At 56.2% G+C, this 19628-nt stretch carries 24 protein-coding genes and 2 pseudogenes; 11 read left to right on the forward strand and 15 right to left on the reverse strand.

What is annotated here, in order from left to right:
- Positions 1–74: 74 nt before the first annotated feature.
- The 3 genes from RS9916_RS13430 to rpsD all read right to left on the reverse strand — a co-directional run bounded on the left by RS9916_RS13430 (position 75) and on the right by rpsD (position 2479).
- Complete coding sequence (locus RS9916_RS13430) at positions 75–1175, reverse strand: hypothetical protein (RefSeq protein ID WP_007097109.1); 1101 nt, start codon at positions 1173–1175, stop codon at positions 75–77.
- 72 nt (positions 1176–1247) lie between these two features.
- A complete protein-coding gene (locus RS9916_RS00270) occupies positions 1248–1760 on the reverse strand; it encodes a hypothetical protein (protein WP_007097110.1) in 513 nt (170 codons plus the stop codon).
- A 110-nt stretch (positions 1761–1870) separates the two neighbouring features.
- Positions 1871–2479, reverse strand: a complete 609-nt coding sequence (gene rpsD, locus RS9916_RS00275; RefSeq protein ID WP_007097111.1) for a 30S ribosomal protein S4 — start codon at positions 2477–2479, stop codon at positions 1871–1873.
- 60 nt (positions 2480–2539) lie between these two features.
- Between rpsD and yidD the strand changes: the two genes are divergently transcribed.
- From yidD to RS9916_RS00290, 3 genes are read left to right on the forward strand one after another with little or no spacing between them, the layout of a single operon-like run.
- Positions 2540–2818 carry a membrane protein insertion efficiency factor YidD gene (gene yidD, locus RS9916_RS00280; RefSeq protein WP_038023901.1) on the forward strand — a complete coding sequence of 93 codons (279 nt, stop codon included), beginning with the start codon at positions 2540–2542 and terminating at the stop codon, positions 2816–2818.
- Between the two features lies 1 nt (position 2819).
- Positions 2820–3107, forward strand: a complete 288-nt coding sequence (locus RS9916_RS00285; protein ID WP_007097113.1) for a glutaredoxin family protein — start codon at positions 2820–2822, stop codon at positions 3105–3107.
- A 27-nt stretch (positions 3108–3134) separates the two neighbouring features.
- Positions 3135–4670 (forward strand): UDP-N-acetylmuramoyl-L-alanyl-D-glutamate--2,6-diaminopimelate ligase, encoded by a 1536-nt coding sequence (locus RS9916_RS00290; RefSeq protein WP_007097114.1) that lies wholly within the window; start codon positions 3135–3137, stop codon positions 4668–4670.
- 22 nt (positions 4671–4692) lie between these two features.
- Here the strand turns inward: RS9916_RS00290 and RS9916_RS00295 are convergent, their stop codons facing one another.
- Together RS9916_RS00295 and RS9916_RS00300 are read right to left on the reverse strand one after the other, a co-directional pair.
- The gene (locus RS9916_RS00295) at positions 4693–5448 is read right to left on the reverse strand and encodes a hypothetical protein (protein WP_007097115.1); all 756 of its coding nucleotides are present in this window, start codon (positions 5446–5448) and stop codon (positions 4693–4695) included.
- Between the two features lie 107 nt (positions 5449–5555).
- Positions 5556–6758 (reverse strand): aminotransferase class V-fold PLP-dependent enzyme, encoded by a 1203-nt coding sequence (locus RS9916_RS00300; RefSeq protein WP_007097116.1) that lies wholly within the window; start codon positions 6756–6758, stop codon positions 5556–5558.
- Positions 6759–6938: 180 nt separating this feature from the next.
- Here RS9916_RS00300 and RS9916_RS00305 point away from each other — a divergent pair, with 180 nt between their 5' ends.
- Complete coding sequence (locus RS9916_RS00305) at positions 6939–8036, forward strand: tyrosine-type recombinase/integrase (protein ID WP_232199479.1); 1098 nt, start codon at positions 6939–6941, stop codon at positions 8034–8036.
- 1734 nt (positions 8037–9770) lie between these two features.
- Here RS9916_RS00305 and RS9916_RS00310 read toward each other — a convergent pair.
- Complete coding sequence (locus tag RS9916_RS00310; RefSeq protein WP_007097120.1) at positions 9771–10001, reverse strand: type VI secretion system tube protein Hcp; 231 nt, start codon at positions 9999–10001, stop codon at positions 9771–9773.
- Positions 10002–10281: 280 nt separating this feature from the next.
- Here RS9916_RS00310 and RS9916_RS00315 point away from each other — a divergent pair, with 280 nt between their 5' ends.
- From RS9916_RS00315 to RS9916_RS14165, 3 genes and pseudogenes are all read left to right on the forward strand, one after another.
- Positions 10282–11403 carry a hypothetical protein gene (locus tag RS9916_RS00315; protein ID WP_007097121.1) on the forward strand — a complete coding sequence of 374 codons (1122 nt, stop codon included), beginning with the start codon at positions 10282–10284 and terminating at the stop codon, positions 11401–11403.
- Positions 11360–11580 (forward strand): annotated as a pseudogene (locus RS9916_RS13645) (PIN/TRAM domain-containing protein); the annotation flags it as partial. The gene RS9916_RS00315 and the pseudogene RS9916_RS13645, both read left to right, overlap by 44 nt.
- 617 nt (positions 11581–12197) lie before the next feature.
- Entirely contained in the window at positions 12198–12521 is a 324-nt protein-coding gene (locus RS9916_RS14165; protein WP_007097124.1) for a hypothetical protein, read from the forward strand.
- Positions 12522–12664: 143 nt separating this feature from the next.
- On the opposite strand, the gene RS9916_RS00325 is transcribed toward RS9916_RS14165, so the two are convergent.
- From RS9916_RS00325 to RS9916_RS14660, 6 genes and pseudogenes are all read right to left on the reverse strand, one after another.
- On the reverse strand, positions 12665–12925 hold the full coding sequence (locus RS9916_RS00325; protein WP_007097125.1) for a Nif11-like leader peptide family natural product precursor: 261 nt from the start codon (positions 12923–12925) through the stop codon (positions 12665–12667).
- A 196-nt stretch (positions 12926–13121) separates the two neighbouring features.
- On the reverse strand, positions 13122–13391 hold the full coding sequence (locus RS9916_RS00330; protein ID WP_007097126.1) for a Nif11-like leader peptide family natural product precursor: 270 nt from the start codon (positions 13389–13391) through the stop codon (positions 13122–13124).
- A gap of 183 nt (positions 13392–13574) precedes the next feature.
- Positions 13575–13877: a Nif11-like leader peptide family natural product precursor gene (locus RS9916_RS13650; RefSeq protein ID WP_007097127.1), complete on the reverse strand. Its 303-nt coding sequence runs from the start codon at positions 13875–13877 to the stop codon at positions 13575–13577.
- A gap of 185 nt (positions 13878–14062) precedes the next feature.
- Positions 14063–14344: pseudogene (locus RS9916_RS13655) on the reverse strand (Nif11-like leader peptide family natural product precursor).
- 181 nt (positions 14345–14525) lie between these two features.
- The gene (locus RS9916_RS00335; RefSeq protein ID WP_007097128.1) at positions 14526–14804 is read right to left on the reverse strand and encodes a Nif11-like leader peptide family natural product precursor; all 279 of its coding nucleotides are present in this window, start codon (positions 14802–14804) and stop codon (positions 14526–14528) included.
- 117 nt (positions 14805–14921) lie between these two features.
- Positions 14922–15098, reverse strand: coding sequence for a hypothetical protein (locus RS9916_RS14660; protein ID WP_007097129.1), 177 nt, complete (start codon positions 15096–15098; stop codon positions 14922–14924).
- A gap of 376 nt (positions 15099–15474) precedes the next feature.
- Here RS9916_RS14660 and RS9916_RS15365 point away from each other — a divergent pair, with 376 nt between their 5' ends.
- The gene (locus RS9916_RS15365; protein WP_369791598.1) at positions 15475–15585 is read left to right on the forward strand and encodes a hypothetical protein; all 111 of its coding nucleotides are present in this window, start codon (positions 15475–15477) and stop codon (positions 15583–15585) included.
- Between the two features lie 643 nt (positions 15586–16228).
- Here RS9916_RS15365 and RS9916_RS00350 read toward each other — a convergent pair.
- Positions 16229–17101 (reverse strand): calcium-binding protein, encoded by an 873-nt coding sequence (locus tag RS9916_RS00350; protein ID WP_156777428.1) that lies wholly within the window; start codon positions 17099–17101, stop codon positions 16229–16231.
- A 408-nt stretch (positions 17102–17509) separates the two neighbouring features.
- On the opposite strand from RS9916_RS00350, the gene RS9916_RS00355 reads away from it, so the two are divergent.
- On the forward strand, positions 17510–17755 hold the full coding sequence (locus RS9916_RS00355) for a hypothetical protein (protein WP_007097132.1): 246 nt from the start codon (positions 17510–17512) through the stop codon (positions 17753–17755).
- Between the two features lie 18 nt (positions 17756–17773).
- Here the strand turns inward: RS9916_RS00355 and RS9916_RS00360 are convergent, their stop codons facing one another.
- Both RS9916_RS00360 and RS9916_RS00365 read right to left on the reverse strand, forming a co-directional pair.
- On the reverse strand, positions 17774–18685 hold the full coding sequence (locus RS9916_RS00360) for a histone deacetylase (RefSeq protein ID WP_007097133.1): 912 nt from the start codon (positions 18683–18685) through the stop codon (positions 17774–17776).
- A 25-nt stretch (positions 18686–18710) separates the two neighbouring features.
- On the reverse strand, positions 18711–18914 hold the full coding sequence (locus RS9916_RS00365; protein ID WP_038023908.1) for a hypothetical protein: 204 nt from the start codon (positions 18912–18914) through the stop codon (positions 18711–18713).
- Between the two features lie 183 nt (positions 18915–19097).
- Between RS9916_RS00365 and RS9916_RS00370 the strand changes: the two genes are divergently transcribed.
- Together RS9916_RS00370 and RS9916_RS00375 are read left to right on the forward strand one after the other, a co-directional pair.
- Entirely contained in the window at positions 19098–19358 is a 261-nt protein-coding gene (locus tag RS9916_RS00370) for a DUF1651 domain-containing protein (protein ID WP_156777429.1), read from the forward strand.
- A gap of 37 nt (positions 19359–19395) precedes the next feature.
- Entirely contained in the window at positions 19396–19599 is a 204-nt protein-coding gene (locus RS9916_RS00375) for a hypothetical protein (RefSeq protein WP_156777430.1), read from the forward strand.
- Positions 19600–19628 lie beyond the last annotated feature (29 nt).

The raw sequence follows: 19628 nt of genomic DNA on the forward strand, positions 1-19628 counted from the left end.
ATGGGCGCTGCACGGCGTGATCTGAATGGATCGATCAGGCTAAGGAATGGGGTGATGGGTGCTGATTGGCCCCGCTAAGGCTGAACACGTTGCTCCCGTTGGATGGGAGTGATCTGCAGTGAGCCGCAGTCGTAATGCGCCTCGAGAACGTCGATCAGGGCATCGAGGATCGATGCGATGCCGTCGTCTTCGTCATTGTTGGTGTCGCTCGGCGGCATCTGGAGGGTGACCGTGGCGCTGCGGCCCTGGTGCTCCACCGTGAGCACCAGGCTTTGGTCTTCGCTTCGCCCCCACGGCAGCCGAAAATTGAGATCGCCTTGTCCGTGACAAGCCAGCCCTTCAAGCTTGTGTCCTGCGGGAACCGCGACGCGATCGAAGCGGCTCAGGGAGGGAAGGATGCAGGGGGTCTCCGGTGTGATCAACCAGTAGTGACACTGCTTGTCCCGGTTGATCTCAGTCCAGGTCTGGCTCGCCAGGTGGAGCAGGTGGACGCTGGGATTAATCAAGCTCTGCGGGTCCATGTCCACAAGCCGGCAGTGGCGTTGCCCGCCACTGACCAGCAACTGGCCGCCATCGGCCGATAGCTCTGTCTGGTGCCCCCAGATCGCGCCTGGATTGGGGCCCTGGCATTCGGCCGTGCGCATGGTCCAGGTTTGGGTGTTGAGCACCCTGATCTGGGTTGGGCGATCGTCGCGCTTGTCTTTGTAGCCCAGGCTGCCGATGATCCAGATTTCATCCCCCACCAGGGTTGCTGTGGCGTAATCCGTTGGAGGAAACACCGCTTCCGGATAGCCGTAGACCGTGATGTTGTCGCTATCCATCACCACCACATCGTTGTAGATGCAGAAGTCGGGGTCATAGAAGTCTTCATGGGTGCCACCGATCAACACGCGGCGCCCATCGGCGAGGTGAACCTCGGCTTGTCCATAGCGTTGAAAGGAGAAACAAGGCCCTGCCTCAAACGAATCGGGACCGTCGAAGTCCTCCTTGAAGCCCCAGCCACTGCCGCCCTCTCGAATGGCGTAACTCCAGAAGGGATTGGTGAGGTTGTCGGGATTGCTGATGCCAAAGCGCGGTGATCGCCACTGCAGAAAGGTGTCCCGGTCGGGGCCTTCTCGCTTCAGACGCTCGCGACGTTCTCGTGTCCGTTGCTCGATGTCGTCAAAGAGGCCCATGGTTCCGCGTGGTCCAGCGATGCAGGGATGGTCTCCCGTTGCCGTGGCCTGGAGTGGTGATGGAGGACATGCTCAGATGTGTGTGGCATCACTGCCCTGGGGGCGGCTGCGTCGTTCCAACGCAATGATGCTTCGCCCCACCTCCAGAAGGCTGCGCAGGCATGACAGCAGCACGAAGCCGATGCCCGTGGAGAGGAAGCACCAGATCAAGGCTTCCTGATTGAACGCTCCTGGGACGACCAGCAGGCTGATCACTTCGCTGATCTGCAGCAGGGCATAAGACCAGAACCACCACAGAGCAATGGCATTCACTCCGCGCATGATCGGTAGTGCCGCAACAGGTTTCAGCGATAGGTCGGTCAGTAGCGCCCGTAGCAAGGCTTTCAGGCCTTGGCGCTTCGGCCGCTTCGATGCCCTGCATTGGCGCAGCCAGAGCCCAAGCACCAGCACCAGTGCAAGCCCCATCGACGCGATCAAGCGGACCGTTGCGGTTTGATCGGGGGCAAAGGTGCTTCCTGACGCGCGGCCGATGCCTCCCATGGCGCTGGCCATCGGCAGTGCTGTGCTCGCGCAGAAGAAACCCATGAGGGAGTGCTGTTGACGATTTCAGTCTGGCGACGCTGACCAGCAGCTCTAGGCCCAAAAAAAACCGCCTCCCAAAAAGAGAGGCGGCCACGAAGCAATGGTGTTCAGGATCAGACCTTGCGGGAGTAGTACTCCACCACCAGCAGTTCGTTGATCTCAAGGGCAACCCACTCGCGCTCGGAACGGCCAATCACCTTGGCGCTGAGCTTGCTCTTGTCGAGCTCGAGGTGGGGAGGCACGTTGGCCAGACCGGGGAATTCCAGGTTGGCTTCAGCCAGCTTCTTGCTGCACTTGCGCTCGCGGATGGCGATGACATCGCCGGGCTTGCACTGATAGCTGGCGATGTCGGTGACGCGACCGTTCACGGTCACGTGGCCATGGTTCACCAGCTGACGGGCGCCGGGCACGGTGGGACCGAAGCCGAGGCGGAAACAAACGTTGTCGAGACGGTTCTCGAGCAGCTTGAGCAGGTTGGTACCGGTGGAACCATCCTGGGCGCGCGCTTTCTTCACGTAGCGCACGAGCTGACGCTCGGAGACGCCGTAGTTGAAGCGAAGCTTCTGCTTCTCTTCGAGACGGATCGCGTATTCAGAGCGCTTGCGACGGGCTTGGCCGTGCTGACCGGGGGGATAGGACCGCTTTGCGGCCTTCCGGGTGAGACCGGGAAGGTCTCCCAAGCGCCGCGTGATCCTCAGGCGAGGGCCGCGGTAGCGAGACATAGGGAGTGAATCGAGGAACGAACGAGCGTTTGAGCAGGCATGCTGGGTTTGTGGCCCGAGATGCAACTCTTGACGCACGAATCAACCATCTTATCTGGCGGCCCTCTCGCAGCCTTTAACCGCCTGCTTGCGGCGGTGATGCTGGCCTTGATCAATTTCTACAGGCGCTGGTTCTCGCCTTTTCTGGGCCCCCGCTGTCGTTTCATTCCCTCCTGCAGTGCCTACGGCCTGGAAGCGATCCAGCGTCATGGCCCGTGGCGGGGTGGCTGGCTCACGCTGCGCCGTTTGTTGCGCTGTCATCCCTTCACTCCTTGCGGCTGTGACCCTGTCCCCGACTGAGATGCAGCGACTTTGGCTTTACAGCCGTCAGGGCTGCTGCCTGTGCGAAGGGCTGGAAGAGCGTTTGCGGAGCCTGGATTTAGCAGCGCTTGACCCGCCGCTGCAGCTGGAGGTGATTGATATCGACGCTGCGGGGGGCGACCCTGGCCTCAAAGCCCGCTACGACCTTGAGGTGCCTGTCTTGGCTTTGTCGGTCGGTGCCCTGCCGCGGGTCTCCCCCCGGTTGTCAGGCGACGGATTGTTCACCTGGCTACAACGCGCCTGTGTTGCTGCGCTTGGATCGGATTAGAACTACACCACTCCTGGTGGCCGGCTGATGGCTCAGACGCTGCATTCGCTGCTCCAAGCGGTCGGTCTGCCCGTACCCGAGGGCTGTCCCAATCCAGCGATCACCGCCCTCACCTGTGATTCGCGTTGTGCCAGCAACGGCAGTCTGTTTCTGGGTTTGCCCGGCGAACGGGTGGATGGCGGCAGCTTCTGGCGACAGACCCTTGCTGATGGCGCTGCGGCCGCAGTGATCGGTTCGGCGGCGGCGTTGGCGGATCCACCATCCCCCGCGGATCCTGTGGTGGTGGTGGCTGACCCGGTGGCCGATTGGGCCGGAGCCCTGGCGGCAGCGTTCTGGCAGTACCCCTCCCGTCGCATGACCCTGATTGGGGTGACCGGGACCAACGGCAAAACCACCACCACCCATCTGATCGAACACATTTGTGATCAGATCGGCCGCTCTGCGGCCTTATTCGGCACGTTGGTGAATCGCTGGCCCGGTCACAGCATCACCTCGACCCATACCACCGCTTTCGCCGATCGCCTGCAGGCCCAGTTGGCTGAAGCGGTGGCTGGCGGCACGCAGGTGGCGGCCATGGAAGTGAGTTCCCATGCCCTGGATCAGGGGCGTGTCGCGGGGTGTCAGTTCTCCGCTGCTGTGTTCACCAACCTCACCCAGGACCATCTCGACTACCACCCTTCAATGCAGGCCTATTTCGAGGCCAAGGCGCGCCTGTTTGCCGAGCCGCTGCTGATGGCAGAGGGTGAGGGCGCGCGGGCTGTGGTCAATGTGGATGACCCCTGGGGACAGAAGCTGGCGGATCAGCTGGGGGAGCGTTGCTGGCGCTGTTCCCTCGAGCCTGAGCGCCATCCCGGTGGCGTGGAGCTGACGATGACCGACCTGACCATGACGTCAGCTGGAGTCTCCGGTGAGATCGTCACGCCGGCTGGACGTGGTGCGTTTCAGTCTCCGCTGGTCGGGGCGTTCAACCTGATGAATCTGCTGGAGGCCGTTGGGGTGCTGGTGCAGCAGGGGATGCCCTTGGCTCTGGTGCTGCAAGCGGCTGCCTGCTTTAAAGGGGTCCCCGGCCGGATGGAGCGGGTGATGCTGGGGTCAGACCAGGCGATGGCCGATCTGCCGTCCGTGCTGGTGGACTACGCCCACACACCCGACGGCTTGCGCAATGCCTTGTTGGCATCCCGTCCGTTCGTGAAAGGTGACTTGGTGTGCGTGTTCGGCTGCGGCGGTGATCGTGATCGGGGCAAGCGCCCTCAGATGGCCGCAGTGGCTGCCGAGTTGTCGGATCGCGTGGTGGTCACGTCGGATAACCCCCGCACCGAAGACCCGCAGCAGATCTTGGATGACGTGGTGGCAGGGATCCCGGCCGAGGCGTCATTGGTGGTTGACGTTGATCGTGCCAGCGCCATTGCTGATGTGATTGCCGAAGCTGGGGCGGATGATCTGGTGCTGATCGCCGGCAAGGGCCATGAGGACTACCAGATTCTCGGCACCACCAAGATCCACTTTGATGATCGTGAACAGGCGGAGATCGCCTTGCGCAAGCGGGTCGCTGCGGCGTCGTAACCGCGGTTAGGTGGGGTTAGATCTAGCCGTGATGGACAGCTCCGCCATGGGCTGTCGCGATCAGCAGCAGCGTTGTCATGCCCACCAGGCCAAGGCTGAACCACCCCAGGCGTGAGCGGTCTGCATCGGGCAATTCCTCGCGGAACACGCTGATCAGAAGGCCTCCTCCCACGAAGGCAGTGGCGATCGCCAGGGTGAGATCTGACACTGGATGCAGTGCAGCCGCATGAAGGCTCCCTGCCACAAGCGCCGCAGCGCCGATCCAGCGGAAGCGACGGCGGAAGGCCTTGGGATGCTCCTTGGCCAGGGTGCGGTCGGCCAGCAGCACGTGGGCGCTGATCGCCACGGTGAAGAGCAGTCCATAGCCGATGCCGGTGGTGAGCAGTGAGGGCAGCGAGTAGGCGTAGAGGTAGTTGATCAGGGCAAAGGTGGCCAGGCGTGCTGAGCCGGTCCAGCTGCTGCTGGTGGGGTGTTGCCGGCTGATCACATTGAGGGCATAGGGGATCACTACGCCCACCAGGGTTACGAGAAACAGCAGGCTTTCCGTCATGGCGTCGGGCAGGAAACGGTGCATTCCCATCGCATCACTGATGGTGCGTCCACCACTGGCCAGTTCAGGGAGCAGGTGGATGAACACGTAGGCCAGTCCTGCGCCACCTCCCACTGAGGCCCAGCGGGATTGGGCTCGATCTCCGAGTCTGGAGATCAGCGCTGCCAGCCAGTGGCAGCTGCCGATGGTGAGAACACAGAGGCAAACCAGAAGCCAGAGCAGGGACATGGGCGTGATGCCGGGCGGCCGATGCCTGCAGGGTGCTCAGGGGAGACCAAGGGGGCAACTGGTTCCTCATGCTGCGTCAGAGGCGGCACGTTTTTGTTTCTTATGCGTTACGAAACGGTGCCCTTAATGGCGCTGCTCAGGGTTTCCAGCTCCTGTTCGGTGGTGCTCACATGGGTGCAGGCACGCAGGCAAGAGGGATCGGCCAGGTCACGGATCCAGAGGCCCTGGGCTCCCAGCTGTTTCACGATCTCCGCAGGAGCCCTGCCGGCCTCGCCGGAGCTGGGTTGTATCGCGAAGCTCACGAGACCAGCAGGAGGTGCATCGTCGAGTAACGGCGTCACGCCTGGCAGTGCTTGGAGCTGGTGCCACAGCTGGTGACTGAGCTGTTGAATGCGCGTCAGGCGTTCTTCCGCGTTTCCCTCCTTGTCCAAAAGATCCAGGGAGGTGCGTAGCCCGGCCAGCAGGGGCACACAACTGGTGGCCACTTCAAATCGGCGACTGTCGTGATGGAACGGGTCGGGATCGTCGAGGTTGGCTTTGGTTTCGTCCTGGAGGCTGCGCCAGCCAATCAGGGTGGGTTGGGCTTCGCTCAGCACGCGCTCTGACAGGGCGACGCCGCCCAGGCCTTCGGGTCCGCAGGCCCATTTGTGGCCAGTGAAGGCATAGATGTCGGCCGCGGCAGCAGCTTCGGCTACGGGGATTTGGCCCATGCTCTGGGCCGCATCCACGAGCAGATAGGGGTGGCTGGGATGGCGTTGCAGCTCAGCGGCGACGGCTGCAATCGGCATCAGTTGGCCGGTGTTCCAGAGCAGGTGCGACAACACCACCAGGCGGGTGTTGGGCCGGAGGTGTTGCTCAAGGACGGAGAGCACTGCTGCGTCGCTGGTGGCTTGCTGGTTGCGGCCACCGCGGATCTGCTTCACCGGCAGGGTGTCGATCTCCAGCTTCTGTCGGCGCGCCAGTTCCTGGCAGGCCGCCACCACGCCGGGGTGTTCACAGTCGCTGATCAACAGGCGATCGCCTGTCTTCAGCGGCAGGCCCCACAGCGGTAAGACGCAGCCGCTGGTCACGTTTTCGCTCAGGGCCAGGCGATGGGGGGCAACCCCGCACAAGGATGCCAGTGCCATCCGGGTGCTGTTCGCTTCCCGGCTGATGAAGGGCCACACATCGGTGGTGAAGGGCCCCAGGTCTTGAATGCGCTGCCAGCTGGCGGTCATGGCCTCCAGCGAGGGTGTCGGCAGTGGGCCCTGGCCGCCGTAGTTGAAGTAATGCTTGTTTGCCAGTGCTGGACAGAGATCCCTGAGTGACACAAGAGTCTTGTTGGTATAGGTGTTGGTATAGCTGTGCCTTTCAGCAAGCTGCCCAGCTACATCGTTCGAGGTCGGTCTAGCTACCACCTGCAGCGGTTGGTGCCGAAAGATTGCCGGGAGGTCCTAGGGCGCTCCAAGTGGACTGAGCCGGGTGGAACCCTCAACCAAGCCAGAGCCAAGGTGCCGAGCTTCCTAGCTCGCACTGATGTTGAGATAAGGGCTGCGAGAGGGGAGCAGATAAGCCCTGAGGAATCACTCATCAGGCAAGGGCAGCAGCCGATGGATCCCCACGAGATGGTCACACAAGCCGCTCGAGGGCTCTCTGACTACATCGAGGTGGATGGCCAGTGGGTTGAGAACCCTGAGTTTGTTCGTCTGTATGAGTTGGCCCAGAGCGTCCAGAAGGGAAAGACCAAGGAACTGCTCAGCACAGACTCCCTCCTGACTATCCGCAGGCTGGATAGGGAGCCATCACCCAGAACATTTGAGGGATGGGACAAGGCACTGAGGGCCTTCATGGCTCACTCAGGCAAGGCACGACCGGGTCTGTGTACCAAGGCTGATGCGTTGGCTTACAAGGATTACCTGCTGGCTCGTATGAGCAGGAACAGTGCAAAGACACAGGTCGCCTACCTCAGTGGTCTTTGGACAACTCTTGTAGAGAGGGAAGGCTGCGAACACATCTTCAAAGGACTCCCCAAGACGCTCACAGCAACCACCAAGCAGGCAGCACTGCAAGAAACAGAGGCCAAGAGGAATAGAAGCTTTGAACCAACCACACCTATCGGGGAATGGGAGGGCTCTGCCTATGTCGATGTCTTCAAGCTGCTCTATTACACCGGCTGCAGGTTGGGTGAGATTGCTGGCCTATCTGGGGAAGATATCCATGAGGACTTCATCTCTGTTGCCTGGTCTGATGAGCGGTCACTGAAGACAGCACACAGCGTTAGGGACATCCCAATCCATCAAGAGCTAACTGCCTGCATTGAGAACCTTCGAGGTAAGAAGGGATTGATCTGGCCTCAGCTGCGAACCACGTCAGAGGTTGGTGGTATTGAAGTAGTTAGGTGGGGTCACAACCTCAGCAAGCCATGCAGGAAGGTGACAGGTCTGAAGCCAAAGGACTTCCGAGACAGATTTGCTACTCAACTGCGTGAGCATGACTTCAACCAAGTCAATATCGAGAGGCTGATGGGTCACTCAGCAGTGGACACGAACAGCAGCTATGGCGGTAGGAACTGGGACAGGTATGTGGCGATGATCAACTCAATTAGCTAACTGCGAAAAAGTTAGTCGCAGCAATGGATCTCAAATAGTGGCGGCTTCTAAGCAAGCAGAGTGGCGCCATGTATGCACGCAGAGTGGCCCCCCGTAAGCAAGAGGACTGCGAAAAACTGGCCCCATTAAGGACAGAGGGCATTGGGTCCCCTTAAGCAAGCCGACAGTTATTGGGTCCCCGTAAGCACAGAGGCGTTTGGTCCAACATGTAAGCAGGGAAGTTTGATTCACCACCTAAGCAGAGGCGAATCAATTTTGGTCCAATACGTAAGCAGGGATCTCAGCGATTCAACCCGCTTAAGGTCCACGTACGAGAAGGGAGTGCTGCGATCAGGATCGCTTAAGTAGCACTTGCGCTAGGAAAGCAATCAGATTTGAAGGGCTAACTGTGCAGGAGGGAACGCTCCCAGACCGGAGCAATCCCCAGAACATCCATGCCGTGAGTACATAAAGCTTTAAGAGGACGCTGTGCGCCCCTCTAAGGGCGCTCATCGCAGCATTGATTTAATCTAAACCCAGAAGTGTTAGGACTCCTCGCAGAGGCTTCTAGAGGGCAATCAGGCAATCCAGCTAAATCTAATGGCAAAGACTATTCAGCGTGACGCCTATATGGCGGTGCGTATTCAGCTGCGTTGCGCTGAACAGGATAAGGAATTGCTGCGAATAGTCGCTCGAAAGAATGGCGCCAACGTAGCAACCCTGGTGAGGCAATCACTCATCAAACAGGCTCTCGTCAAGCCCTGAGGTGGCACCCTGAATAAGGCGTTAAAAGGTTCATCTCATTCAAACAATTCAACACACACATTGATGATGGACAAAATCGTTGATGCATTGTTGCGTATTAACGCGACATAACGTCGAATTGCTGCTCTCCTGGAAAAGACGGAGTGCCAATGAGTTGGGATGCTTATCTCAACAGGATAGAAGAAGAAATCAAGCTCATCGAAGAAGGCTGATGCTCCCAAGGAAAATCCCCCCTGGAGTCTGGTGACTGTCTGACAGGCGAATCAACAGGCTGTCTCAAGGAAGCGAATAGCAAGCTCCTCTGTGAAGCGAAGAGTCCGCTGATTCAGGATGCTCTAGCTCTTGGTGGTTCTGCTGCGAAGATCTACTTGTTCCTCTACGAGGCGGCAAGGATGGATACCTGTCGCAAGATCTACAACAGCAACAACTGGATAGTCAGGGGTATCTCTGGTGAGCTGGGAATGTGCAATAAGACTGTCGGTGAAGAGGACAGCTCCAATGGCTCACGTAATACCGTCTGGGGAGTTGCTCATCCTGACTGGATTGAGAATGTTCGCTATGCTATCTGCGTGATGGGAGGCCTACCGTCAACTCGTCTCAAAAAGATGAGGACAAAGGAAAAAAGATTGATGTCACCAAATTCGTGCAACAAAAGCGCGACGCAAGATGGATAGACTATGACTCTTCCAAGGTCAAAGGTTTTGTTGAGCCTGCTAAGTCTTGGACAGAGAAACAAAAACAATCAATTCAAAAGTCACTTAAATCGCAAAATGCGTGATGTGGCAACGACTCTTAGGGGGGGTGAGGTGTTGTTCCTCACGTAAAGGTAGTGCGGTTCAGAGGAGAGCCGCATTCTGATTTGCAGCTCAGTCACTCTTGCTGAGAAATCAATAAAAAACCCCCACCGTGTGGCGAGGCTTGTGATCGTGCTGGCAGCAGGTGATCAGCATTTGATGACAGCTGCTTACTGATCACTCATAATATATGGTGCTAAAGCGAGGCACTTTTGCCGAGGTTTGACTTGGTAGAAATTTTGTCTAGATCGAGTTTGGGATCACTGATGGCGTGCTCGAAAGAATCAAGGTTCACGCTCCTTAAATGACTCTTGTCAGTGGCTTCGCCTTGAATCCCTTCGAACTTTATATAGGCAGCACCACCAGCAGCATTCTTCAGCTGATCCAGGCTCAGTTCTTGGTCTTCTGTGTTCTTGGGGTCAGCCATTGGGGCTAAAGGTGTTATGTAAGTGATAGCAAAGGTCTCCCCGTATTGCTGTCACCATCGGCGTGATTGCCACCCGCTTCATTGACTTGGCTCAACGGTGGCTGTGATCTTCGTCACAGATGGTCAAAAGCCCTTCGTCACAATGCGATCGAGCCTTGGACCCACATGCAGAAGTCAGATGGCTGGAAACAGTGCAAGCCCAAAGGGTGATGCTTTGAGGCATTAGCTAGCGCAACCAAGCCAAGAACGGCATCATGCGCGCAGTAGTAATACCTTATCCATGCTCCGCCGTCTCTCCATTGGACTGTTGGCTTCTGCTGTTGCCATCTCCCCAATGTCCCTGAAGGCACAGGAAGGAAGTGCAGATGATCTGGGTGATGTGATGAGCATCAGCCTTAAGGATGTGGTGAAGCCACGGCTTGGCTTTCAAGGTGCACTACAGGGTGCTGGTACACCAAATCAGGCAGGCATCGGCGGGTTCCTACCGCTGTCTATTGGCGATAACAGTGTTTGGTTCCTGGATACTCTTGCAAACGTCAACTTCGCTGACCGTGAGGGATATAGCAGCATCGTCAATACCAATGTCGCTGGGACCACCATCAGCACTTCAACGCGGCTGGGCTACCGCTGGCTGAATGGCGACCGAAGCTGGATGTATGGGCTGAATGCTGGGTATGACAGCCGCCCGATGAATACAGGTGGTACAGATACCGGCATCACGGTCAGCGGCACTGAGCAGAGTGCGTTCTTCCAGCAGGCGGCAGTCAATGCAGAAGCAGTCTCTGATAGCTGGAACTTCAATGCTTATGCCTTGATTCCTGTTGGTGATACAGAGCAATGGCTGAACTGGTTTTACCAAGGCGGCGCGCTTGATACCTATGGGCTTGATGTTGGTTATTTCATCACCCCTGAACTCAATGCCTCTGTTGGTTACTACTACCAAAATGGTGATGCAACAGAAGCAGATGCCTCAGGTGTACTTGGACGCTTGGATTATGAGATCAGCAATGGCTTAACAGCAGGAGTCGAACTCTCTTATGATGAGGCGTTTGAAACTAGGGTTTCAGCTGATATTGAAGTGCGCTTTGGTGGTGCAAAAACAACAGCACAGCGCGAAGCAGTTCAAAAGATGCCTGTAATCAATGCATTAGCGTCATCCCCCAGCAATCGCGACGTAAGGGTTCATGATGGCCTTGGCAGTATCGTTTGTGCATGGCTTAGCCCTGAAATTAGGCGAATGAAAAAGGAAATACAGTATTTGGAAGTTGAAAAGAGAATGCTTAATGCGTTACCTGGTGCTAGCGCGCAATGGCAAAGTATGACTCCGAAAGAGCGCGATGAGGCGTGGAAAACGTGTCTTCGGGGTACTGGGTTACCATATAGACCTCTACCTCAGCGCTGAGGTGCATGGACGCACCCAGTTGCGGCTGTTCAACCCCATCTCCACCTAAGCTTTGGTGGTGGAGGTGGGGTGCTCACGCCGGCTACCGCCAAGATCCTCTACACAAGCGTGATCATTGATGGGGGCATCCGCTGCATGCTCGCCTGCGGCTTGCTTGAGGGGAAGGTGATCGTCGCCTAGAGAGAACAAAGCTAGTTCAGCTGAGAAATTGCTGTGGCGGAATCGTTACCTCTCCTTTGGGTGATGGGATTGAGCTTGTGTTGTATTGCGCAAGGGGTTGCGTGATTGCGCCTCGCTAGCTGCTGTTCTCCAAATCCTTAAGAACAGCGCTTACGAAAGGACGTTCGCAATAGCCCTGGGGTTCTTCAATGGGCACGAAATCTTCCTCAGCAACGTTATTAAGTGCGCCGCATTTAAGGGCGCCCTTGGAAACGACATTGCTGGAACAGGGATCCTCACCTAGCCCTGAAATGAGTAGAAACTGAATACCAGCTCTGCTTATCGAACGCAGTCACGACGCTGTCGGTTGGACTGATCTCTTAGTGCATCAATGACCAAAGCAGAGATCAGCGAGCTACTGACAGGCGTAGGCATTGCTCTAGCTCGCTTTCATCTCTCAACACCTTAACCATCACAAGGGTGGCAATAAAAAAACCGCTCGTGCCGGCTGCAGCAGCACGCATGGGGGGTTACGCGCTGGTGGTGACGTTAATAATAGGCTTCACAAATTTCCGCCAAATTTCTTTGGGAATTTAATAACGATAATGCTAAACTGAGTTGGCTCCGATTAAACAGTGAATAAAAACGCCGGCACTCTTCCTCTACTCCTGTTGATATTGGTTGCTTTGCTTGGATTCGCTCAAGTCATTTTCTTTACTTATTTAAATCTTGCTGGCGTGGATTCTATGAGTGTTGAACAAATCAGAATCATAGGAAGCCTTATTCCAAATATTTTGAAGATGATTTTTTCTCTATCTTCGTTTGTTGTTTCTGTATTTTTGCTTTTCAGCAAAAAGTTTGCTTCTAAGTGGCTTGGCCTTTCGCTGACGGCGCTAACAACAATTGTTTGGGTAAACGTTGCGACACAAATACTTAGCTATGTATTGATGTCAATCTAATATGGCTCCTGGTTGATGTGAAAGCTGGAAATGGTGCCAGGTATTGAGGGCTTGTTGATGGGATTAGTTGGGCTATTGAAGTAATAAGAAACCCCTGCCCTGCTGTGCCTGGCTGATGCAGGAATTATTAAGTGTGCAAGTCTCTACTTTCCATTAGCATTGCACAAAGCTCCCGTCATTTTCGTTTGCCCCATACAGCGCATTTCAATCCACTGAGCTCCGCCAGCCACGCCTTCCAACTCCTCTTCACTGAGTTGGTTGATGTGTTCGGCTTCAAATTTGTGACCGTGCTCCTTAGCAATAGACACCACCTCATCCTGTGACTTTGTCGCCTTGAGTCGTTCTTGGAGATTGAGGTCGCCTTTGACCTTCTCTAGGAACGCCTTGAGTTGCTCTTCTGACATGGGTTTCAGGAGTTTTCAACCATTATAACAACGGTCTTCTCCAGTGTCTTTGGCTAACAATTAAAGTGCTCAATCGTGCCAGGCGTTGGATGCTGATTTATTGACTTGTGGGTGTGACTGAAGAAATAAAAACCCCCTGCGGTTGCAGGAGCTTTGATGAGTAGACTGTTTTCTGAGGTGAAAAGCATGAATTTAATTAACGCCTAAAGCACACCCCATCAGCGTAAGATTTTGGGCCATAGCATGAACCTAACGCCGGTAAAGACATGCACCGAGTTCCACCACCAGCCACGCCTTCCAGTTCATTTTCACTGAGTTGGTCAAAGTGCACGGTCTCAAATTCGTGACCATGCTCCTTAGCGATGGAAACCACATCGTCTTTTGATTTCGCTGCTTTAAGTCGGTCTTGGAGGTTGGTGTCGCCTTTGATCTTCTGAAGGAATGCTTTGAGTTGCTCTTTGGACATAGCTAGCTAGGTCGCTTCAGTAGTCATAGCAGAGGTCGGCAGCGACGGCATCAGGTAAGCACAAAGCCCATTAAATGCGGGCGATGGTGCCAGGTATTGGATTCTGATTTATTAGCTTATTGGTGTCAATCGTAGCAATAAATGCTCCTGGTCAAATGCGAGATATGAGCTTTAAGAAATTAGCTAACAGCCTTGAGGGTTCCCTCGTGTAATGTTACAACCAGGATCGGTTCTGGTGTTTCTAGGGCATCCACACCATAGGGTATTGCAAGTATTGTTTATTGAGCTTCCGCCAGCCACTCCCTCCATGTCTTGATCTGAAAGCTCTGATTGAGCCTTAAATAGATCATCAGGAGAAACTATAAAACCAGCCTCTTTAGCAATCGCAAGAACTGCGTCGGCATCTGCAGCTGCTTTCAGCTTCTCCTGAAGACTGGTATCATTTTTGAGTATTTCAAGGAAAGCCTTGAGTTGCTCTTCTGACATGGGATAGATGCTGATACAGCAGTCATAGCAACGGTCGGCAGCGATGTCAGATAGTAATAAAAAGCCCGATAAATGCGGGCGATGGTGCCAAATATTGGAGGCTGGTTTGTGAGGTTATTGGCGATGTCGAAGAAGTAAATAGCCTCTGCGGTTGCAGGAACTCTTATGAGTAAACTTACTCTACCTTAAAGCCTTGCACCCCTAGCCCCCCAGCCCCCCCCCCCCAAATTACAGAGGTTGTTGGTTGCATATTGACAGGTTGTGGCCCACATGGTTGCTAGCCCCCCAGCCAAGCCTTCCAGCTCCTCTTGGCTGAGTTGATTCATATGTTCAGTAGAAAATTTGTGACCGTGCTCCTTAGCAATAGACACCATATCGTCTGGTGACTTAGCTGCCTTGAGTTGTTATTGGAGATTGAGGTCGCCTTTGACTTTCTCAAGAAATGCTTTGAGCTGCTCTTTAGACATAGCTGGCAACGGTCTCTTGACCAGTCATAGCAGCGGTCGGCAGCGATGTCGGTTAGCAATAAAAAGCCCGCTAAATGCGGGTGAAGGTGCCAGGTATCGGAGGCTGATGGAAGGTTGGTATGGGGAAATTGAAGCTGTGAAAAGCCTCTTAATATAGAGGCTTCTAGTTGCTAAGCTGGAGTCAGTCATCGCAAAATTGAATATTCACCACAGATTCATCTGGGAAAGTAGGGACATATTTCTGCGAGTCTGGGGTACACGCGACCCCGCCAGCTACGCCTTCTAGCTCTTCTTCTGAAAGTGTGGGTTGAGCTTTAGTTAGATCATCAGCAGAGATGCTAAACCCTGCATCTTTCGCAATCGCAACAACAGCATTGGTATCAGCAGCTGCTTTCAGCTTTTCCTGAAGGCTGGTGTCTGCTTTGACCTTCTCTAGGAAAGCCTCGAGCCGCTTCTGCATAGCTGGCTAGGTCGCTTCAGCAGTCATAGCAACGGTCGGTAGCGGGGGCAGCAGACAATAAAAAACCCCGCCATGAGCGGGGTTTTTTGCCTCTTCTCTTCGATCAAAAGGTGGTCGTCATTCGACGAGATCACCAGCGGTAGGGCCACCGAGCGCACCAGAGAGGCGGTTGATAGGGCCAAGAGGAGTAAAGCCAACGGCAACGTTGACAACGTCTTTCCAGAAGCCGCCGCCTTGCACGCCCTCCAGATCGTCTTCGTTGATGGTTTGAGCGTCGAAAGTTTGAGTGGTCATGAGTTTGAAGTGAGTTGAGTGAGTGATGTGTGGGGTGTTGCCCCCTCGACTCCTTCAAGGTCACAGCCCTTCTGGTGAACCCCAGTGCATGGATGTGGTGTGGATGCAGGCAAGATCTGGTGATGTACCGGTGAACGGCTCAGAACCCCTTCACCACCTGGGTTGACAGCGCTTCCAGCGTGTTTCTTGCGTATTTGATCATTATTGGATAAAGCAGAGACAGACCATATGCATCGAAGTGATGAAGAGCCTCATGGCGGCTGCACTTGTCGGTTTCTCTATATGCATCCCCACTGTTTGCGCCGAAGAGGTAGAAGATCCCGACGGTGTCTATACCTTCGCTACGAAAGAACAAGCCATCGAAAAGGCGAAGGAAATGGGTTGCGAGGGTGCTTATGAGTGGCATGGCGTGTGGTCTCCCTGTGAAGAAGACGGCGGGGAAGACGATCATTCGGGTCATGACCACAGTCATGGTCACAGCCATTAGCCCCAGCTGCTCCTGTTGGTTCAGCAGCCTGCCTTCCTCGTTCTTCTGGGGGTGACGATCAACAAGGGCCGGTCCTTCTTGGGCAAGGCGCCATGGTGGCGAGCCTTGCTCAGTTCTCTTTGCTGAGGCCTTACTAAGGAGCTCCAGCCTTCCGTACGGCGCAATTGGGTTATCTACTAGTAAATCGGCTATGTGGCTGTGATCGCCGAAATCCCAGCACAAATTTCAGAGGCCCTTTGGCGTACCTGTACGGACGTTGAAAGACCCCCAGCCCCCGGTTGCCTTGCTGTGAGCTGTGTGAGTCCTTGGAGGGGGTTTCAAGCGGCTTTGGAGGGGTAGTGGGGATTGAGGTTTTTGTTGACCCACTGTCAGATGGTTCTTCTGAAGATGTTGGTCTAGCTGTTGGTCTTCCTTTGTTGCATATGGTCGAGATTTATTGCTACGACTGGATTGATAAGTAGGGCTTGCCTAGTTGAAGTAGGTCTTGTTCGCCAGTGCTGGACAGTGATCTCGGAAGGTCATGGCTGCCGGAGCGGGCTGGTAGAGCCATGTTGGTGCAAACCACGCACAACACCCCCTGGCCAAAGCCGGGGGGTGTCGATCGAGGTCCAGGTTGTGTAGACCTTGTCTAGGTGCTTCTGGATCAGCTGGCTTGGGGCATCCAGTTGAAATAGAAGTCGCGCGCCTGGTTTTCGGTTTCGCAGACGATGCTGCCGCTGATGCTTTGACCGTTGACGAGCGTCCCTGAGTAGTTCACAACATGGGCGCTGACGGAGGCACAGATGGAAGCAATGGGCTCGACCATCTCAATGGTGTCGCCTTCAGCAAGGTTGAAGTCTTCGATCAGGTCAACGCCGCGGCCGATGCGGAACACATCGGCGTCATCGCCACCCCAGTAGATGTTGAAGCCTTCGTTGCCGGTCAGCACGTCAGCGTCGGCACCACCATCGAGGTAGTCGTTGTGAACGCCGCCGGTCAGGGTGTCATCACCGGCTCTTCCAAAGAAGGTTTTGTTGCCTTTGCTGTGCAGGCCGGAAATGGTGTCGTTGCCGTCTTCGCCATCGATGAGATCAGTGCCTGTACCTGCATAGGCAACGTCGTCGCCACTGCCCAGATAGGCCGTGTCGTTGCCGGAGCCCAGGTAGACCTGGTCATTGTCGGCCCCGGAATGCACTTCGTCATCGCCACCGGAGGTGTAAATCACGTCTTCTCCGCTGCCGCTGCGGACGTAATCGTTTCCTCCGATTTGGTTTGAAAAAATGATGCGGTCATCGCCACTGCTGGTGATGGCTGTGTTGTCTCCACCCGTGGAGACAATGGTTTGGTCGCCGCCAATCATGTAGAAGCGATCGTCTCCGCTTCCTGAGGTGGCTGTGTTGTTGGTTCCGAAGCTGTAAATCGTGTTGTTGCCACCACCAAGATTGATGACTTTGCTGCTACCCAAGCTGAGCACGGCATCGTCTTGGCTGTCGCCGAAGAAGAGCTTTTGGTTGAAGTTCAGGAACGTGAAGGGCATGGTGTTGTTCGGGTTGATGTGTTGTGGAGGTCTCCCTCCGACGCATTCACCATCTCCGTGATCCACACCCCAACCCTTGATCGGAATCAATCGGGCTTGTGATCTTGCTCACAGGCTGCTCCGATGTTGAAGGCTTACTGTCCTGCGCTCCATCCCCGCTTTGTGCGGTGTTGAATCAGCCCATCAGCACAGGAGGCATGGGTGATGACGCCGCACGAGAAACCCCAGCGACGCGCAAAGCAGCGTTCGCTCTCTTACACCGAAATGATGAATTCCGGTCAGCAGAGGCTTGGTGACCAACCGGTCGATGAAGTCCGGGCTTTGGACGCACCGCCACCGCCACCGCCATCATCACCAGAGGAGCCCGAGACGGCGAGACCGCACGCGCATTCTGATTAACGTCAGCGCATGCATCCTCTCGATCTGTTCGACCGTTTTCGGCGTCGCTGGTTTGGATGGGCGTTGCCCGGCCTGCAGCTCTGGGATCGCCATCCCCAGCAGGTTGCCCCCGATCATGCAGAGGATTGGCTCCTGGAGCCCGCCAGCCGGGAGGAGGCCTGTTTGCTGTTCCCCCAGCTGGATGAAGAGCGCGCTTTGCTGCGTTATCAGCAGCTCCGCCTGGAAATGCGGGAGCGCGATGGGCGTGGGTTTTGAGAGCGCTTTAGGCAGGGTTCAGATCCCGTAAAGCCGCGCCTGTTCAACGGCGGCGCGGAACACCAGGGCATGGCGTTCCACCAAAGGCATGAGTTCGTCGTATCCACCGCCGATCACCGTGGCGATGGGGATATTGCGGCGTAAACAGGCATCGATCACCAGCCGGTCGCGTTGCAGGAGACCGAGATCGGTGAGCTTGAGGCGACCAAGCCGATCGTCTTGGTGCGGATCCACCCCGGCGTTGTAGAGCACCAGATCCGGTTGAAGTCGCTCGAGCAGTTCGGGCAGTTGATCACCGATGGCTTCCATGTAGGCGTGGTCGGTGGTGTGGTCGTCGAGGGGAATGTCGAGATCGCTGCAGACCTTGCGAAGCGGAAAGTTGCTGGCGGCATGCACCGACAACGTGAACACCCGTGGGTCGCTGGCGAAGCAAGCGGCGGTTCCATCCCCTTGGTGCACATCCAGATCCACCACCAGCACTTGGCGAACCATCCCCTGTGCGAGCAGCACCGAGGCGGCCACGGCGCAGTCATTGAAAATGCAGAATCCGCTGCCGAACCCGGGGTGGGCATGGTGAGTGCCTCCGGCCAGGTGGCATGCCAAACCAGCTTCAAGGGCTAAACGCGCCGTGAGCAGCGTGCCGCCAACGGCAAGCCAGGTGCGCTGCACGAGTGGGCGCGTGGCAGGAAGACCGATGCGGCGTTGTTGCTCTCGCGTGAGGGTGCCAAGGCAGAACGCCTGGTGGTACTGCCGTTCATGCACCTGCTCCAGGTCGCGACGGCTGATGCTGACGGGGCGATGGATCTGCTGCTCCTGCACCGTTCCCCTGTCCAACAGCAGTTGATGCAGCAGGTGGAATTTGGCCATCGGAAAGCGATGGCTGCTGGGGAGGGGGGCGGAATAGAGCGGGTGATAGACGAGCGGCAGCACTGCCCCTGCGGATTGGGCGGAGCGCTCAGCTTGCCGCTTTGAACCGATTGTGCGCGAGGTTGGTGGCGTACAGGCGACCAGCTGCGTGGGCTTCCCGAAGGGACTTGAAGTTGCCGACAAAGTCGTAGTCCGCACCGTTCAAGGTGGCTGCAACAGAGAACAGACGGCGGGAGACCTGGGTCACGGTCCAGGAGAGGTGGCAAGCCGGTGCCTTAGTCGGATTGCTCACGGCCTGATCTCCCGAAGTGTCGTCAAAGTCTGACAATCCTTCCAGGGAGTGGGATCAGGCTTAGTCCTTCTTCATCAGCGGCTGAGCTGGATCCGTCGCTGGTTGGGTGTTTTTCCCGTTTGGCTTGGCGCTGTCTGCTCTGATTGCCTTTACATTCTCCCTGGGCAGATTGATCGTTGCTGCATGGTGGCTGCGTCTGGATCGAATGAGCTGTTGGCTGTTGCGGTCGCAGAGACCGAGCGTTGGTTAAGGAGTCCTGACCATCAGCAGGTGATGCGGTTCCAGCTTCCTCGTGAAGGAGACACCTCATCATTGGCTTTGATGGAGGTTCGATCCGTGATGGGCGGACTGCCAATGCTGCGCTGGTTGACGCGACAGGCCGCCATCAGCACCTGGACCGGTTGTCGCCAAAACGGCTGGAGCCGTTGTCATCCCCAGTGGTGAACAAGCACCATGGCCTGATCTCCATCGCCCCGCTGTCGTGAGTCCTTCTGCCCGCGACAGGTTGCAACGCATCCGTCGTGAGGATGCCCTCGAGGAGATGAATCGCACCTTTGTGATCGAGGCGTTCATCCGTCGGGAACGCGTTTGCATCAGCAAGCGCCACGGCGTCTGGGACTGGGATCAGGATGGAATTCCGGCGTGGTTACTGCCGGTGTTGCGGGATTCCGGTCTCTTGCCCTGAGTCGCTCTGCGTGGTGTCGCAGTCACTCG

This window comes from Synechococcus sp. RS9916 (assembly GCF_000153825.1).
Taxonomy (GTDB): Bacteria; Cyanobacteriota; Cyanobacteriia; order PCC-6307; family Cyanobiaceae; genus Synechococcus_C.

Bases quoted from the DNA above. Each gene is read 5' to 3' on its own strand.
- RS9916_RS13430 (WP_007097109.1), bottom strand. From the start codon at position 1,175: ATGGGCCTCTTTGACGACATCGAGCAACGGACACGAGAACGTCGCGAG.
- RS9916_RS00270 (WP_007097110.1), bottom strand. From the start codon at position 1,760: ATGGGTTTCTTCTGCGCGAGCACAGCACTGCCGATGGCCAGCGCCATG.
- rpsD (WP_007097111.1), bottom strand. From the start codon at position 2,479: ATGTCTCGCTACCGCGGCCCTCGCCTGAGGATCACGCGGCGCTTGGGA.
- yidD (WP_038023901.1), top strand. From the start codon at position 2,540: ATGCAACTCTTGACGCACGAATCAACCATCTTATCTGGCGGCCCTCTC.
- RS9916_RS00285 (WP_007097113.1), top strand. From the start codon at position 2,820: ATGCAGCGACTTTGGCTTTACAGCCGTCAGGGCTGCTGCCTGTGCGAA.
- RS9916_RS00290 (WP_007097114.1), top strand. From the start codon at position 3,135: ATGGCTCAGACGCTGCATTCGCTGCTCCAAGCGGTCGGTCTGCCCGTA.
- RS9916_RS00295 (WP_007097115.1), bottom strand. From the start codon at position 5,448: ATGTCCCTGCTCTGGCTTCTGGTTTGCCTCTGTGTTCTCACCATCGGC.
- RS9916_RS00310 (WP_007097120.1), bottom strand. From the start codon at position 10,001: ATGGCTGACCCCAAGAACACAGAAGACCAAGAACTGAGCCTGGATCAG.
- RS9916_RS00315 (WP_007097121.1), top strand. From the start codon at position 10,282: ATGCTCCGCCGTCTCTCCATTGGACTGTTGGCTTCTGCTGTTGCCATC.
- RS9916_RS00325 (WP_007097125.1), bottom strand. From the start codon at position 12,925: ATGTCAGAAGAGCAACTCAAGGCGTTCCTAGAGAAGGTCAAAGGCGAC.
- RS9916_RS00330 (WP_007097126.1), bottom strand. From the start codon at position 13,391: ATGTCCAAAGAGCAACTCAAAGCATTCCTTCAGAAGATCAAAGGCGAC.
- RS9916_RS13650 (WP_007097127.1), bottom strand. From the start codon at position 13,877: ATGTCAGAAGAGCAACTCAAGGCTTTCCTTGAAATACTCAAAAATGAT.
- RS9916_RS00335 (WP_007097128.1), bottom strand. From the start codon at position 14,804: ATGCAGAAGCGGCTCGAGGCTTTCCTAGAGAAGGTCAAAGCAGACACC.
- RS9916_RS14660 (WP_007097129.1), bottom strand. From the start codon at position 15,098: ATGACCACTCAAACTTTCGACGCTCAAACCATCAACGAAGACGATCTG.
- RS9916_RS15365 (WP_369791598.1), top strand. From the start codon at position 15,475: ATGGGTTGCGAGGGTGCTTATGAGTGGCATGGCGTGTGGTCTCCCTGT.
- RS9916_RS00350 (WP_156777428.1), bottom strand. From the start codon at position 17,101: ATGCCCTTCACGTTCCTGAACTTCAACCAAAAGCTCTTCTTCGGCGAC.
- RS9916_RS00355 (WP_007097132.1), top strand. From the start codon at position 17,510: ATGCATCCTCTCGATCTGTTCGACCGTTTTCGGCGTCGCTGGTTTGGA.
- RS9916_RS00370 (WP_156777429.1), top strand. From the start codon at position 19,098: ATGGTGGCTGCGTCTGGATCGAATGAGCTGTTGGCTGTTGCGGTCGCA.